The organism is Cupriavidus sp. F041, from assembly GCF_057814235.1.
Genome location: NZ_JBVASY010000002.1, coordinates 1,841,676 through 1,855,881 on the forward strand (window position 1 = coordinate 1,841,676; position 14,206 = coordinate 1,855,881).

The window sequence follows — 14,206 nt, forward strand, 5'->3', positions numbered from 1 at the left end:
AGTCCTCCTGAAGGTGTCAAGCCGACGGTGGAACACACCTATGTTCAACCGGAGATTCTCGCTCAACCAGGCCTCATACATATCCACATTGATCACTTTGACACTCGTGGACTTGTATGCCAGGGAATCGTGGTCCGCCGAGTTCAAGGGCGCTACGCTGCGTGAATGGGAATCTTTTGCAGGACGACTCTTTCATCGCGCGCACCCGTCCAGGGACACGCGTTCCTCAGAATCGCATGGCACCTGAGAAAGCCCCCCAACAGGCTGCAGGATTTGCGGCCTTTCCTGCTCAACCGGCCCCACGGCGGCCTATGCCAACCGGACTAGCTCACTTGCCTACACCGGCCTGTGCTGCCCATGATCCGCCACCCGCTAACGTTGCCCATAGAGCAACGATCTAGAAAAAAGTTGCTATTGCTCTAGCGAACTTCAAAGACAACAATGTTCCTCACCAACCAATTTACGTCATCTAAGCGAAGGTAATAAGAGAGTCGAGGACGACATGCAAGACCAAGGACCACCCGCCCACAAACGCTGGATGGCGCTTAGCGCCGCCCTCTTGGGGATTACTCTGACCAGCGCGCCGGCATCCGCCGCCGACGCGTTTCCCACCAAGCCGATATCGATGTTGGTCGCATTCCCGCCGGGGGGACCCGCCGACGTACTTGCGCGGGCCATGCAGCCGACGATGGCCAAGGCGCTCGGCCAGCCCGTGATCATCGAAAATCTGCCCGGCGCCGGCGGCGCGCTGGCAGTGCAGCGGCTACTGAGCCGTCCCGCCGATGGCTACACGCTGATCATGGGTTCGCCCAACGAAGCCATCCTGACGCCGCTGGCGCTGGCCAGCGCCAAGTACAAGTCGGAGGACCTGGCGCTGCTGGCGCCGGTCTCGATCCACCCGCTCGTGCTCATGGCTCGCAGCGACCTGCCGTACAACTCGCTCGAACAAATCATTGCGGCCGGCAAGCAGCCGGGCAGCCAGAGCCTGACCTTCGGCAATCCGGGCTATGGGACGATGTACCACATCGTCGCAGAGTACATGGCGCAGCTGACCGGCGCCAAGATGCTGCAGGTGCCGTACAAGGGCGCCACGCCGATGCTGGCGGATCTGACCGGTCACCAGATCGACATTACAATCCTGCCAAACCTCGGTGCCTCCACCCAACTGCTCGAGTCACACAAGATCAAGGCGATCGCGGTGCTGGACACGCAGCGCATGCGAACCCTGCCCGATGTGCCTGCGATCTCCGAAACCAGCGTCGCGCGCAAGTCCGAGTTCGTCTATTCGATCTGGCTGGGCGTCATGGGCAGGACCGGCATCCCTGCAGAACGCGCACGCGTATTGCTGGACGCCTCGCAGCGGGCGCTGCAGTCGCCCGAACTGATCAAGGCCCTTGCGCTCTCCGGCGTGCAGCCGATGAAGCCGCAGACGCTCGAGGCCTCTGCGGCGTTCTACGCCGACGAGACCCAAAAGTTCAGGAAGCTCGCCCACTCAATCAAGCTGACGCCTCAGTAATTCCACCCCTCACGGCAGTGCCCATTGGCGACGCCGACCCTGGCGTCGCCATGGGCACTGCCCGGTCCCAGCATCCAGCCCCAGGAAGGTTTCCCTTGAATATCCTAGTTGCCGGTTTCCAACACGAAACCAATACGTTCGCCCCAACCATGGCCACCTACGAGAGCTTCGTCCGTGGCGAGGACTTTCCCGCCATGGTCCGCGGCGAGGCGATTTATGACCTGCTGAACGTGAACGTGCCGATCAGCGGCTTCATCCACCACGTGCGCGAGCATGGTCACACCGTCACGCCGGTGATCTGGGCGGCCGCCGGTGCCTCGGCCCACGTCACGACCGATGCCTACGAGCGCATCGCCGGAGAAATTGTGGAGGCGGTGACGACGGCCTCGTACGACGCGATCTATCTCGACCTGCATGGCGCCATGGTGGCCCAGCACCTCGACGATGGCGAGGGAGAGTTGCTGGCGCGCATCCGCGCCGTGGCCGGCCCCGACATGAAGATCATAGTCTCGCTGGACCTGCATGCCAACGTCACCGAGCGGATGCTCGCTCTACCGGACGGCGTGGTGGCGTATCGCACCTATCCGCATGTGGACATGGCCGCCACAGGTAAGCGCGCGGCCGAACTGCTCCTGGAACTTGGCAGGCGGGGAACGCGAGCGCACCTGGTAGCACGGCGCGTGCCGTTCATGATTCCGGTCAACAGCATGTCCACGATGATGCAGCCCGCTCAAGGCATCTACGGGCAACTCGAAGAACTGGAGCGGCAAGGCGTGCTGTCGCTGTCGTTCACGCCGGGGTTTCCCGCGGCCGACTTCGCCGAGTGTGGTCCTGTGGTTTGGGGGTACGGCTTCGACAAGGTGCGCGTCGAGCAGGCCGTCGACACACTGTTCGCGCGCATCTGCGAACCGGAGAACCAGTGGGCCGTGCAGTTCGAGGAGCCGGATGCAGCGGTGCGGCGTGCCATGCGGATCGCGCAAAAGGCCACGCGGCCGGTGATCCTCGCTGACACGCAGGACAACCCGGGCGTCGGCGGCGATGGCAACACCATGGGGATGCTGCGTGCGCTTCTCAAGGCCGGCGCGCAGAACGCCGCGATCGGGATCATCTGCGATCCCGCCGCGGCCGCGGCCGCGCACCAGGCCGGTGTCGGCGCGAAGATCGATATTGCGCTCGGCGGCTGCCCACAGGTGAGCGAGGATGCCCCTCTGCGCGCGACCTTCGAGGTGGAGGCGCTGTCCGAAGGCAAGTTCGTCTATGGCGGACCAATGATGCATGGCAAGGCTGCCGACATGGGACCCATGGCGCGACTGCGGATCGATGGCGTGCTCGTTGCCGTTAGCTCGACCAAGGCACAACTGCTCGACCGCAATATGTACCGCGCGGTCGGCATCGAACCGGCGGAGATGAAGATCCTCGTGAACAAGAGCTCGGTGCATTTCCGCGCCGACTTCGCCGCAATCGCGGAAGATATTTTCGTGGTGCGTGCGCCCGGTCCGTTCATTGCCGATCCGGCGGAGCTGCCATGGAAGCATCTCAAGCCCGGCATGCGCCTGAAACCGAACGGTCCGGTGTTCGCCCCGGCGCCTGGGGTCTACGACAGGCTCACGCAGCTAGGCATCGAACTGCCCAAGGCTTCGGGCCCGGCGGCAGCCTACGTGCCGAGCGTGCGGTCCGGCAACCTGATCCACCTTTCCGGGCATCTCTCTCGCGTCAATGGCCAGGTTCGAACCGGCCGCTTCGGTGGCGACCTGCGCACCGCCGACGGTATTGCGGCGGCCCGCCTGGTTGCCATCGACTTGCTCGCGACGCTGCACGCCGCCACCGGCGACCTCAATGCAATCGTGCGGATCGTCAAGCTGACGAGCCTCGTCCATTCGACCGCGGACTTCACTGAGCAGCACCTCGTGACCAATGGCGCCAGCGAACTGTTCGCCGAGGTGTTTGGCACGCGCGGCCAGCACGCGCGCAGCGCGTTCGGAGTGCCGCAGTTGCCGCTCGGCGCCTGCCTGGAAATCGAACTGATTGTCGAGGTCGCCTGATTCCATGCGCCGCCTGAAAGGAGCCGTTCCGTGCTGACGATGAGGAGGGGGCTCGCCTGGCTCGCGCGTGACGCGCTGCGTCAGAAGATGATGGTGGCATTGGGCAACTTCGAGGCGACGAACGACAATAGCGTCGTTATGACCTTCAAGGCCAGGCAAACCGGTGTGGACGCCATCCATCCCGGCTATGGCTTTCTTCGGAGAATCCGGATGCCGCGCAGGCGGTAATCGACTCGGGCATCCGCTGGATCGGGCCTTCGCCCGAAGCGATGCGTACGCTCGGCAACAAAGTCGCTGCGCGCAACGCCGCGGTCGCAACCCGCGTGCCGGTCATGCCGGCCACTGAGCCATTGCCGCACGACATCAATGCGTGCAAGCTGCTTGCCGCGGACGTCGGCTACCCGCTGATGCTCAAGCGAAGCGCCGTGCGTCATAAGTGGCCTGCTCGGGCCAGTGGCAACCGTCCCTGGATTTGGAAACGGAAACAGGTTCGGCACCCACACGCCCAGGTAAGGTGTTGCTACCCTTGGCACATCCGTTCTGCTTTCATGATTCACCCTCCGCCGGGGCGCGCCGGGGCGGTTTGTATCGGCGCTTGCGCCCTTCCGCCGGCCGATAGTGCCAGCCGCCGGTGCATGCGCTCGCTGGCAGCGGGCCCGGCCGCCATCAGGTGATCCGCTTCCGTGATGCGATGCCCGTTCGCTGCATCGACCAGCACTGGATTGACGATGGCGCCCGTGCGCCGGTCCACCAGCAACACCCTTTCGCCCTCGGGTGCGAAATGCTTGTTGCCCCACACCAGCATTGCCAGCAGCACCGGGCGAAACTCATGCCCGCGCTGGGTCAGCACATATTCAGAACGCGGTGGATGGTCGCAATACCGGCGCCGCTCCAGCAGGCGTTCCGCGATCAGGTAGTGTCAGCTCGCGTGGCACCACGAACGGACGCTGCGGACGCAACGGGCTGGCATTTCCACCCGCGGCAATCGGGCTCGGCGCCAAGGCCTTCAGAAGAAGGGACTTTGGGGTGCCCGTTAGAAGCGAAGTCAGCGTCCGATACTTGGCCGCATCCGCAAAGCGCTTGTGCATGCCGCGGCCCTTAACGTTAGACCTGATCGCCGCAGGCAAATGGCGAGTCTCCCGCATAAGAACACACAGGCTCTCAAGGCTCGTGGGGTATTGACGCCTTCAGGTCCGGGACGGTAACGGAAACTGTCTCGCTGCCCAGGATCTTGTGGCTGGGATCGGCCAGTTCGAGCCGCAGCTTGTGTGCGCCAGGCGTCAGCCCCACAACGATGATGGGATCCTCGCTGGTATGGGCCCAGGTGCCGTGCGCGTCGTCAACGGTTACATGAAGATGCCCTATACGCGGCGTTACCTCGACGGCGGTCTTGCCGAATAACGGCATGACTCGGAAGTTCTCTGTCCGGAACTGAACGATGACGACGCCGCGAGCCAGTGGTTCGGGCAGCGGTGGATATGGAATCAGCTTCGGTGCCGGTTCCGATTCGAGCGGCAGGATCGCCGGGGGACGGCCGATATCCGGGGCGTTCTGCGCGAAGGCAGCAATGCAGAAAGCAGCGCCGGCAGCGGCGACTGAAAAGTGTCTGAAGAGGGGTCGCATGGTTTTTCCTTTCGCGGCCAGGCTGGCCGGGGGGTAGCGAAGCCTTTTACGCTTCGCTCTTATGTAAGAGTAGTAGCTGGGACCAAAAAGCGGACTTTGACCGTGGTTCCGGCCGAATCGTAGGCCACTCCTCCATGCGTTTCAGAACCTTTTTGTACCCGTCTGTATCGCCCCCCTGTGTTGATACGTTTCATGACGGAAGCGGCCCAGGTACGTTACAGGCCAGATACAAAGGTCGGCTTAAATTCTTCGCAACAGGCCAGCCGCAAGCTGAGACGCACAGCCCCCCTGAACCTGCTCTTGTTTGCTGCACATGCAACACAATGACGAACATGCCATCAAACGTTCAACCCACCAACCGCGACGAGGTTTGCCGCGAAATTACGCGGAACTGCCCTCTCACGCGGACGCGACAGATCTCGAGGGTCTTGACCGACCGACGCAAGATCTTGATGGACTCGGCCGGCCACTACAACCGGCCGGAATTGCCCAGTCTCCTGATCAACTGCACACCTACCTCGCACGTTCACGAACGCGCTGGGCATGCCGCGCCGAGCGCGGAGCAAGGCCCGGAGGATCCACGCGCCACAGTTGCCTGAACTCGTTCAGTTAGCCCTATACATCATGGAGATTTCTTTGAACTCGATTGTCAGGATTGGCACTGCAACCGCTGCATTTGCTGCTCTCATGGTGGCCGCCCCCCCAGGTTACGCAGGGGCGACCTCCAAAGCTCACACGGATGCGGCGGCTGTTCAGAAGACCACCGCCGCAAAGGTTGCCGACGTGTCAGATGCGGCGCTGGTGAAGTCGTTGCCGGGATTCAGGAACGGCTACGCCGAGGTCAACGGTGTGCGGCTGCACTACGTCGTCGGCGGCAAGGGCGAGCCGCTCGTGTTGCTGCCGGGCTGGCCTGAGACCTGGTGGACCTTCCACAAGATCATGCCGACGCTTGCCGAGCGTTACACCGTCATCGCCGTGGACTTGCGCGGCATGGGCGCATCGTCGAAGCCCGCTGAAGGCTACGACAAGAAGACCATGGCACGTGACATTCACGAGCTGGTGAAATCGCTGGGCTATGACAAGGCCAGTGTCGCAGGTCATGACATTGGCTCGGCGGTGGCCTTCGCGTATGCGGCGAACTATCCCCAGGCCATCGACAAGCTGGTGATGCTGGAGCTGCCGCACCCGGACGAGAGCCTGTTGTCGTTCCAGCTTCTACCGGCGCACAACACCTTCGGCGACAAGCTCGACTTCGCCCATCCGTATCTCTGGTGGTTTGCCTTCAACCAGGTCAAAGGGCTGCCGGAGAAGCTGCTCGCCGGTCGTATCCGGGTCGAGCAGGATTGGCTCTTCAAGTACTTCCTGGTGGACGAGGGTGCGATCGACGCGCGGGACCGAGCCGTGTATGAGCGCGCGTACAACAGTGCCGACGCCATTCGCGCAAGCAACGCGTGGTATCAGGCCTTCACGCAGGACGTGGTAGACAACAAAGGTTACGGCAAGCTCGAGATGCCGGTTCTGGCGATGGGTGGCCCGGCCTACAGATGGATGAAGAAGGTCATTGAACAGAAGGTGTCGAACCTGACTATGGTGAATCTGGAGGGCACGGGCCACTTCGTTCAGGAAGAGCGCCCCGAACTCGTCGCCAGGACGATGGTGGATTTCCTTCAGACCATCGGACCGGCGACCTGAGAACCCCCCACGCGCGCGCCGCACACCCGGATTGCTGTATATGCGTAACCGCGCAATTCAGCACACTGTATTGAGAGTCGTTCTCGGCGAACAGGCGGGCTCGGCCCTATTGCGACGCTCGAGCAGGATCGGCAATGTCCGATGGAGGTACCAGGAATCGCGCGCCGGGGCAGTGCCGGCGCCCTGTCATGTCATCAACCGGGGTTCGTCATTGCGCTCTGCTGGCTGGCGTAGTTGAACGGCAGCAGGTCGCTGATGTCGGCGTCCGCCGCACGCTGCGGCAGCTCGGTGAGAACGTGAAGCAGATACGCATACGGCTCGACGTTGCAGGCGCGGCACGTGAGCATCAGGCTGTAGATCGTCGCGCTCGCCTTCGCACCGGCAACCGTGTCTGCAAAGAGCCATGCCTTTCGCGCGGTTGCAAAGGGTCTCACGTCGCGCTCTATCACGTTGTTATCGAGGGGTGCACGCCCATCGATAACATAGCGGCTGAGGTATTCCCACTGATTGCGCGTGTAGCTGATCGCCTTGCCCAGCAGACTTTCAGGCAGAACCTGCGGTGCCAGTTCGTCCAGCCATTTCCTGAGCGCCTCCAGTAGCGGTACGCTGTGTTCCTGCCGCAGTCGGTAGGTGTAGCCGGCCCGTGTCTCGCCCTCTGGCAGTTCTCTGCGAGCAAGTGTCTCGACCTGATACAGCGCCTTGAAGTACTCGAGCGCCTGCTGTGCGCGACCGCCGGGCTTCTTCTGGCCCTTGTGCGCGTCGACGAACAGTCGTCTCGAATGTGCAAGACACCCGAAGTGCGTGACGGCTTTGAGCGTGCGCCAGGCGCTGTAGCCGTCGGTCATCAGCATGCCTTCGTAGCCGGCGAGAAACGCCTGCGGATATTGCTGACCACGCCCCGGCTGGTAGTCGAACAGCACCACAGGCTGTTCGCAGTCCTGTGCGCTTCTGTAGAGCCACATGTAACTCTTGCTCTGCGCGGTCTTGCCTTCTTCCTTGAGCACTTGCACCGTCGTCTCGTCGCCGTGGATCAGCGGCTGCGACAGCAGCGTCTGGCGCATCGCCTCGTACAACCGGCTGTAGTGCAGTTCGGCAGGCCTGATGATCCAGTTCGCCAGCGTGCCGCGGCCCGCCGGAATGCCCGCACGGGCCAGCGCGTCTTCCATCCGGTATAGCGGCGTGCCATCCACGTACTTGCCGGTCGTCACCGTCGCGATCATCGCCGGACTCGCGTTGCTACCTGGCAGCGGTTGTACTGGCATCGGCGCGACCACGATCGGCGTGCGCTCCGCGTTGCGCTCGCAATGGCGGCACGCGTATTTGAAAAGAGCGTGACGATTAAAAAGTTTGGTGAAGGAACTTACGGTAGCGCATTAACTTGCATCATGCAAGTTTCCAGTCTAGGGTGGCGCTATGTACCGCAAAGCCTTTGACGGCATGAACTGTTCCGTCGCGTGCGCGCTCGAACAGGTCGGCGAATGGTGGAGTGAAGGCATTGGCCGAAGGCAGCGAGCGGCGTACCGAATATCGGCTGGCGGAAAAGGGAGAGGCGCTCTACCCGGTGCTCGTCGCACTGATGCATTGGGGCGACGAGTGGTGTGGACACCAAACGCCGATACGTATTGTCAAGGCCAGCACCGGCCAGCCCCTCGAACGGGTAAGCCTGCGCGTGGGTCCGCGCACACTTGGCTTACGCGACGTGCGTTTCGAGCCCGCCGAGGGCCGCAACTGAGAATAGGTCCGAGATCGTCAAGGCGCGCAACCGGGCCATCCTCGGCAAGGGGTGAGTGATTGTTGCCACCGCGCGTTCCGCGCGGTGTTTTTCCAATAGCGATTTCATCGAGGCGCGCGCCGCCCGGTCAGTTGATCGTGACAGGCGGTGCCACGGCGCCGGATCAGCGCAACGACCGGAACGCGGAACGCAGCTCGGAACTGAACAGCTCCGGTTCTTCCCAGGCCGCGAAGTGGCCACCCTTGTCCACGCGGTTGTAGTAGGTCAGGTTCCGATAGGCGCGTTCCACCCAATGCTTTGGCGGCCGGTACACCTCGCCAGGGAAGATGGTCACCGCCACCGGAATGGTGATGGGCTTTGTGCTGGCTTGGGCGGCCCCAGCTTCCCAGTAGATTCGCCCGCTTGAAGCCCCGGTATCGGTCAGCCAGTAGAGCGTGATGTTGTCCAAAATAGCGCCGCGGCCCAACGCTTTCTCGGGGTCACCACGGGTGAATACCCAGTCCGCCTGTTTGTCGTAGATCCATGCTGCCAGCCCCACCGGCGAATCGGCCAGGCCGTAGCCGATGGTCTGGGGTCGCGTTTGCATGATGCTGGCGTAGCCAAGCCCCTTGTTGAGGAACTCCCTGACTTGGTCGAACACGTCCCCTTCTTCGGGCGTGAGGTTTGCTGGCGCGGGATCGCCGCTCCTCAGCGCCTTCGCAAGGTCCGGTGGCACGGTCGTGGCACGCTCGATCCGGTTGACGTGGATGCCGAGCAGTCCCTCCGGCGCCTGGCGCCCCAGCGCGTCGGAAATGATGGCGCCCCAGTCGCCGCCCTGCGAGACGTAGCGCGTATAGCCGAGCCGCTTCATTAGAACGTCCCAGGCGCGCGCGACGCGATCTGGGTTCCAGCCTTTGTCCTTCGGCTTCTGTGAATACCCGAAGCCGGGTATCGACGGAATGACCAGATGGAAGGCATCGTCAGCGGTGCCGCCGTGCGCCGTTGGATTTGTCAGCGGGCCGATGACGTCCAGCAACTCGAAGACCGAACCTGGCCAGCCGTGCGTCATGATGAGCGGCAGCGCGTTCGGATGGGGGGAGCGCACGTGGACGAAATGAATGTCCAGACCGTCGATGTTCGTCAGGAACTGCGGATAGGCATTGAGTTTCGCCTCGGCCTTTCGCCAGTCGTAGTCCGTCGCCCAATAGCGCACGAGCCGCTGAAGCGTCGCTAGCTGCACGCCCTGGGAGCGATCGCCAACCGTTTCCGCATCGGGCCAGCGCGTGGCGGCAAGGCGGCGGTGCAGGTCGGCAAGCGCGGCCCGGGGAGCATGGGCGCGGAACGGACGGATCGCGTCCGCCGCGGCGGGGTGCCCGCCATCGGCCTGCGCGGCGGCAGACAGAACCGGGGGAAGCATAGAGAGCGCTGCCGTCGCCATGCCGCCCAACAGCAAAGTTCGGCGCGTCGGGTCAGAAGCCTGATTTGATGCGTGTGAGTTCACGAGGATGCGTCGTTTTTTGATTGGGTCCTTATTTGGCCGGCACCACTAGCGGCGCCCCCTTCTTGACAATGTAGGTCGCCAGTTCCGATGCCTTGCCACTGCCGACATTCCTCGCCGAGTGGGCGGTGCCTGCCGGGATAAACAGCGAATCGCCCGTCTTGAGCGTGACAGGCGGGTTGTCACCGAGCTGGTACTCCAGCGTCCCCTGCAGGACATGGGCGATCTCTTCGCCCGGATGCAGATGCTTCGGCGCGAACGCACCCGGATCGAAGTCGACGCGTACCTGTACGCCCTCGCGATCCGGCACGCTAAGATCGTGCTGGACGAGATCGGTGCGATGTACTTCCGCCGTTTGCGCTTGAGCCGCGTGCAGCGTCAAACCGGTGGCGACGATGAGCGTGGCCGCAGCCATGATTCGGGTCGATTTCATTTGGAATTCCCTTTCCTTGATGAAGTGGAGAAGATTCAGTTGAGATCCGATCCGTCCTGGAAGGAATCCGTTGCATACGCAGCATTAAAGGATGGAGATGTATCTCTTCTGTGGCGAGCGACAAGCTCTGACGTACCGTTACGTATCCGCGACCGCGCTCAATACATTTCCATACAAAAAATTCGTTGGCGTGCTGCCTAAGTAACCCCGCTGCATATGCCAGCTTCGGCGTGCTCGGCGCAAGTTCGTTTGCGCTCAGTTCGAATTGATTTAACAACGCATCCGCCACTTCGATTTGCCGCCGTTGCCAGTCTTGTTGGCCATTGTTGATGGCTAACCTAGCTCGCCGCCTGCAGGCCTAGTCCAGCCGAACGAAAGCACCAGTAGTCAGCTTGCCGCCAACTCGCTCGACAACGCGCGCGAGGGTAACGGCACGCTGTACGGGTATCGCGTCTGAGCACTCATGACGCGCCCAATCTGTATGTACGCGCGAGGCCAGAGTTGGCTCGCACGTCAAGGAAACTGATCTTCGAAGAGAAAGGAACCATGCCCCGCCTACCAGGAAGCGTTAGACAGCATGAGCCATGGGATCCACTTGACACCGGAGGTCGGCGAGGCGTTTGAGCAGGCGACGGATGGTTTTGTTGACGTCGTGACGGTCGAAGTAATCGGGGCCAAGGTCGGCATACTCAGCGCCATCCCGGAGCATGTGGCAGGCGGCCGTGAGCATGGAAGCGGCCACCGCGAGGAAGGCCTTCTTGACGCCGCGGCGCGCTTTGAGGCGCAGGAACGGGGCATGCAGATTGCTGGTCCTGACCGGCACAGCCGCCCAGCCAGCCGTCACGAGGGAGGTCATGAGCCAGGTGCCGCTCTAGCGCACTCGGGTGCTGCGCCGCTTGCCAGCACTCTCGTCATTGCGTGGGCATAGGCTTGCCCAGGCACCAGATGGCCGGCATCGGCAAAGCGCGTCATGTCGACGCCGATCTCCGCCAACAGGAACAAAGCTCGGTGGTTCCGGCTTCGTCACCGGCCTTGCACTACTGATTAACCGCGCCTTTGATAAGCCTGCCCTGGCGCGAAGCCGAAGCAACTCTTGAATTGCCTCCCAAAATGACTGTGATCGGCAAATCCGGCCTGAAGTGCCACGCGCCCAATTTTTTCGCCAGAATGAAGCATGAGTTTAGCTTTTATCATTCGCATGACCAACTGATAGCGATGAGGCGGCAATCCGTATACTTGACTGAACCGGCGACAAAAATGTGCGGGGGACATCGCCGCCCGACGTGCGAGGTCGTCCAGCGAAACTGCCTTGTTCCAATGCGACTCCAGGTGCTGCATAGCATTGCGAAGCCTGCTTTCATACCTTAGGGCGCCGACGTCGTCACTGCGATTCGGCATGGTTGCGTATCGCAGGAGGATTTCATCTAGTAAAGCGCGGCAGTCGTGTTCCAGTGATGCATCCTGGCGCGAAGATGATTTCTCGCTGCCGAGTAAGTCGAATACGAACTCCATTAGTCGTCGTGCGAGAAAGCGATCCGATATAGCGTTCTGAGGTATCTCCACGTCGTTCAGGCCAAGGAGACTTGCGCTCGCACGAAGTTGAAAATCACTTACGTAAAGCATGACGTACTCACACGGGCCCGAGCCCAGTACTCGCCCCGCATGGGGTCGGTGAGGAGGTGTGACGACCAACTGCCCACCCTGGATAACGTTGGGTCGGGCTACCGCGGAGTTGTCCTTGGCACCGGATACCACGGCGCCAATCGACCATGTGTCATGCAAATGTGGGGAAAACCTATGAGTATGAAAGGTCGCGTGCATGACCTCCATGCCGCCAAGAATACGAGTGGCGGTCGAAAACCGCGCGCAATCTGCAGAAATTCGATTTGTCTGACTCATGGTTGGATCATCGATGTCGACCCGCTTTCGACACGTAGCTTTTCGAACAGTCGAGGGCCACGGCCTGCGCGAACGGGGGCGTATGTTGTCAGTTATTGGCGATTCCATTCTACGTGGGATCCGGTGGGCTTGCTGCAAGCCATCGCATCGCGCAGCCGTCGCTGTCATTGTGCTCCGCGGATTCGCAACGCGATAGTACGTTTTTGCGCGCTTAGGTGATCGCTCGGCCATTCCTCGTCGACACGCGCCATCCCCGCACACGTCGCGGGTTCTCGCCACAAGGCGAACCATATACTCGAGCGTGATGTCCGCGAGACGCTGCTCTCAGGTGCGAACGCATTTGCCAACGCTGTGATTGCTCAGACCACTCGTGCTCACATTCCCTCGTCCGTCACCACGAGCAAATGCGCAAGAACGTTCTATCGAACGCCGGGCGCTCTTTGCATACTCCAATACAGAGACGTAGCACCGATATCTCGGAACCCGCCATGAACCAACTCGAGCTGATTGCCGCTGTTTTTACGCCTTTCTCTAATGACGGATCATGAGTGTGGGTAGAGTTAAATGGCGAATGCTCATTCATCGCATCGAATTTGTTGGAACGAATCGTCTTCCGAAAACGCCTTATATAATTTCCTGGAGCAGAAATTGATAGAACTTTTTATCCCGACCGATCATGAGCACTTCCAGATCAAACCAGGGCGCAGAACGGGTCTGCCGGTCATGATCGGCGTGCATTCGACGGTGCTTGGCCCGGCAATTGGCGGCCTTCGGATCAAGCATTACGACGACAGTTCCGCCGGCATCGCGGATGTGCTTCGCCTTTCGCAGGCGATGACGGTCAAGGCAGCGGCCATTGACAACGGAACCGGCGGTGGAAAAACCGTGGTGCCCCTGCCGACCGGCTTTAAGCTCACCCCGCAGATCAAAGAAGCGATCTTGCTGGACGTGGCAGAGCACGTCCATTCGCTTGATGGCATGTATCACGTTGCACCTGACGTGGGAACCGGTCCGGCGGACATCGATATCATTCGGCGTCGCACGCCATTTGCCGGCGGCTACTCCAAGGAGGCGGGCGGCGCCGGCGGTACCACATTCGGGACGTACGCGGGGCTGGATACCGCTCTCAGAGCGGCAGCAAAGGCAGTATTCGAGACGAAATCAATGAATGGTCTAAGAATCAGCATTGTTGGCCTCGGTGGCATCGGCACGCTTCTCGCCAAGGACTACGCAAAAGAAGGCGCCATCCTGACCGTGTCCGACATCGATCTTTCGCGAAAGAGCTTTGCGGACGAGATCGGAGCAAAGTGGGCCACCCCTGAAGAAGCAATGCTTGCATCGTGCGACGTGCTGTCGCCTTGCGCGCTGGGTAGCATAATCACGCGCGAGAACGTGGGCACACTCTCGGCGAAAATCATTTGCGGTGCGGCTAATAATCAACGGGCGACGAACGATGTGGCCGATGCGCTCAAGGCGAGAGGGATTGTCTACATTCCCGATTTCATTGCGAACGCAGGTGGCCTGATGTACGCGTCGGGCATCGAACTGCATCATCGTTCAGAGACGAGCTCAGAAAGGCACACACGCGACAGCATCGCCCGAAATGTCCAACTCGTGCTGCGGGATTCGAATAGCGAGGGGGTTTCAACGCAGGATGCCGCTGTCAATATTGCGCAGGCGCGATTACAGGCTGCGCACACTTGAACTTTGCGCGCCAAGTGATAGGACGATTGAGCGACCGTTCAACCCGACACGGGGGCGCTGTGTCGCGTCGGCGGTAGGCGAAGGCGCG

Annotated in this window: 10 protein-coding genes and 3 pseudogenes; 6 read left to right on the top strand and 7 right to left on the bottom strand. The window is 61.5% G+C overall.

Translation table 11 applies throughout. The annotated features are described in order from the left end of the window. Window positions 1–502 precede the first annotated feature (502 nt). From ACZY0R_RS25770 to ACZY0R_RS25780, 3 genes and pseudogenes are all read left to right on the top strand, one after another. The gene (locus ACZY0R_RS25770) at window positions 503–1,516 is read left to right on the top strand and encodes a Bug family tripartite tricarboxylate transporter substrate binding protein (protein WP_488862318.1); all 1,014 of its coding nucleotides are present in this window, start codon (window positions 503–505) and stop codon (window positions 1,514–1,516) included. Window positions 1,517–1,611: 95 nt separating this feature from the next. Beyond that, a complete protein-coding gene (locus ACZY0R_RS25775) occupies window positions 1,612–3,558 on the top strand; it encodes an Atu1372/SO_1960 family protein (RefSeq protein WP_488862320.1) in 1,947 nt (648 codons plus the stop codon). A gap of 150 nt (window positions 3,559–3,708) precedes the next feature. Beyond that, a pseudogene (locus tag ACZY0R_RS25780) lies at window positions 3,709–3,980 on the top strand (biotin carboxylase N-terminal domain-containing protein); the annotation flags it as partial. Window positions 3,981–4,111: 131 nt separating this feature from the next. Here the strand turns inward: ACZY0R_RS25780 and ACZY0R_RS25785 are convergent. Both ACZY0R_RS25785 and ACZY0R_RS25790 read right to left on the bottom strand, forming a co-directional pair. Next, window positions 4,112–4,471, bottom strand: coding sequence for a winged helix-turn-helix transcriptional regulator (locus tag ACZY0R_RS25785; protein ID WP_488866162.1), 360 nt, complete (start codon window positions 4,469–4,471; stop codon window positions 4,112–4,114). 248 nt (window positions 4,472–4,719) lie between these two features. Beyond that, window positions 4,720–5,181 (bottom strand): DUF6130 family protein, encoded by a 462-nt coding sequence (locus ACZY0R_RS25790; RefSeq protein ID WP_488862322.1) that lies wholly within the window; start codon window positions 5,179–5,181, stop codon window positions 4,720–4,722. Between the two features lie 636 nt (window positions 5,182–5,817). Between ACZY0R_RS25790 and ACZY0R_RS25795 the strand changes: the two genes are divergently transcribed. After that, entirely contained in the window at window positions 5,818–6,873 is a 1,056-nt protein-coding gene (locus ACZY0R_RS25795; RefSeq protein WP_488862324.1) for an alpha/beta fold hydrolase, read from the top strand. 194 nt (window positions 6,874–7,067) lie between these two features. Here the strand turns inward: ACZY0R_RS25795 and tnpC are convergent. Next, a pseudogene (gene tnpC / locus ACZY0R_RS25800) lies at window positions 7,068–8,198 on the bottom strand (IS66 family transposase); the annotation flags it as partial. A gap of 170 nt (window positions 8,199–8,368) precedes the next feature. Between tnpC and ACZY0R_RS25805 the strand changes: the two are divergent. Further along, window positions 8,369–8,605: a winged helix-turn-helix transcriptional regulator gene (locus ACZY0R_RS25805; RefSeq protein ID WP_488862326.1), complete on the top strand. Its 237-nt coding sequence runs from the start codon at window positions 8,369–8,371 to the stop codon at window positions 8,603–8,605. 163 nt (window positions 8,606–8,768) lie between these two features. Here the strand turns inward: ACZY0R_RS25805 and ACZY0R_RS25810 are convergent, their stop codons facing one another. From ACZY0R_RS25810 to ACZY0R_RS25825, 4 genes and pseudogenes are all read right to left on the bottom strand, one after another. Continuing rightward, the gene (locus ACZY0R_RS25810; RefSeq protein ID WP_488866164.1) at window positions 8,769–10,022 is read right to left on the bottom strand and encodes an epoxide hydrolase family protein; all 1,254 of its coding nucleotides are present in this window, start codon (window positions 10,020–10,022) and stop codon (window positions 8,769–8,771) included. Between the two features lie 91 nt (window positions 10,023–10,113). Further along, entirely contained in the window at window positions 10,114–10,515 is a 402-nt protein-coding gene (locus ACZY0R_RS25815; protein WP_488862328.1) for a cupin domain-containing protein, read from the bottom strand. Window positions 10,516–11,083: 568 nt separating this feature from the next. Further along, window positions 11,084–11,511: pseudogene (locus ACZY0R_RS25820) on the bottom strand (transposase); the annotation flags it as partial. Window positions 11,512–11,559: 48 nt separating this feature from the next. Next, window positions 11,560–12,705 (bottom strand): helix-turn-helix domain-containing protein, encoded by a 1,146-nt coding sequence (locus ACZY0R_RS25825; protein ID WP_488862330.1) that lies wholly within the window; start codon window positions 12,703–12,705, stop codon window positions 11,560–11,562. A 273-nt stretch (window positions 12,706–12,978) separates the two neighbouring features. Here ACZY0R_RS25825 and ACZY0R_RS25830 point away from each other — a divergent pair, with 273 nt between their 5' ends. Then, on the top strand, window positions 12,979–14,118 hold the full coding sequence (locus ACZY0R_RS25830; RefSeq protein WP_488862332.1) for a Glu/Leu/Phe/Val dehydrogenase dimerization domain-containing protein: 1,140 nt from the start codon (window positions 12,979–12,981) through the stop codon (window positions 14,116–14,118). Window positions 14,119–14,206 lie beyond the last annotated feature (88 nt).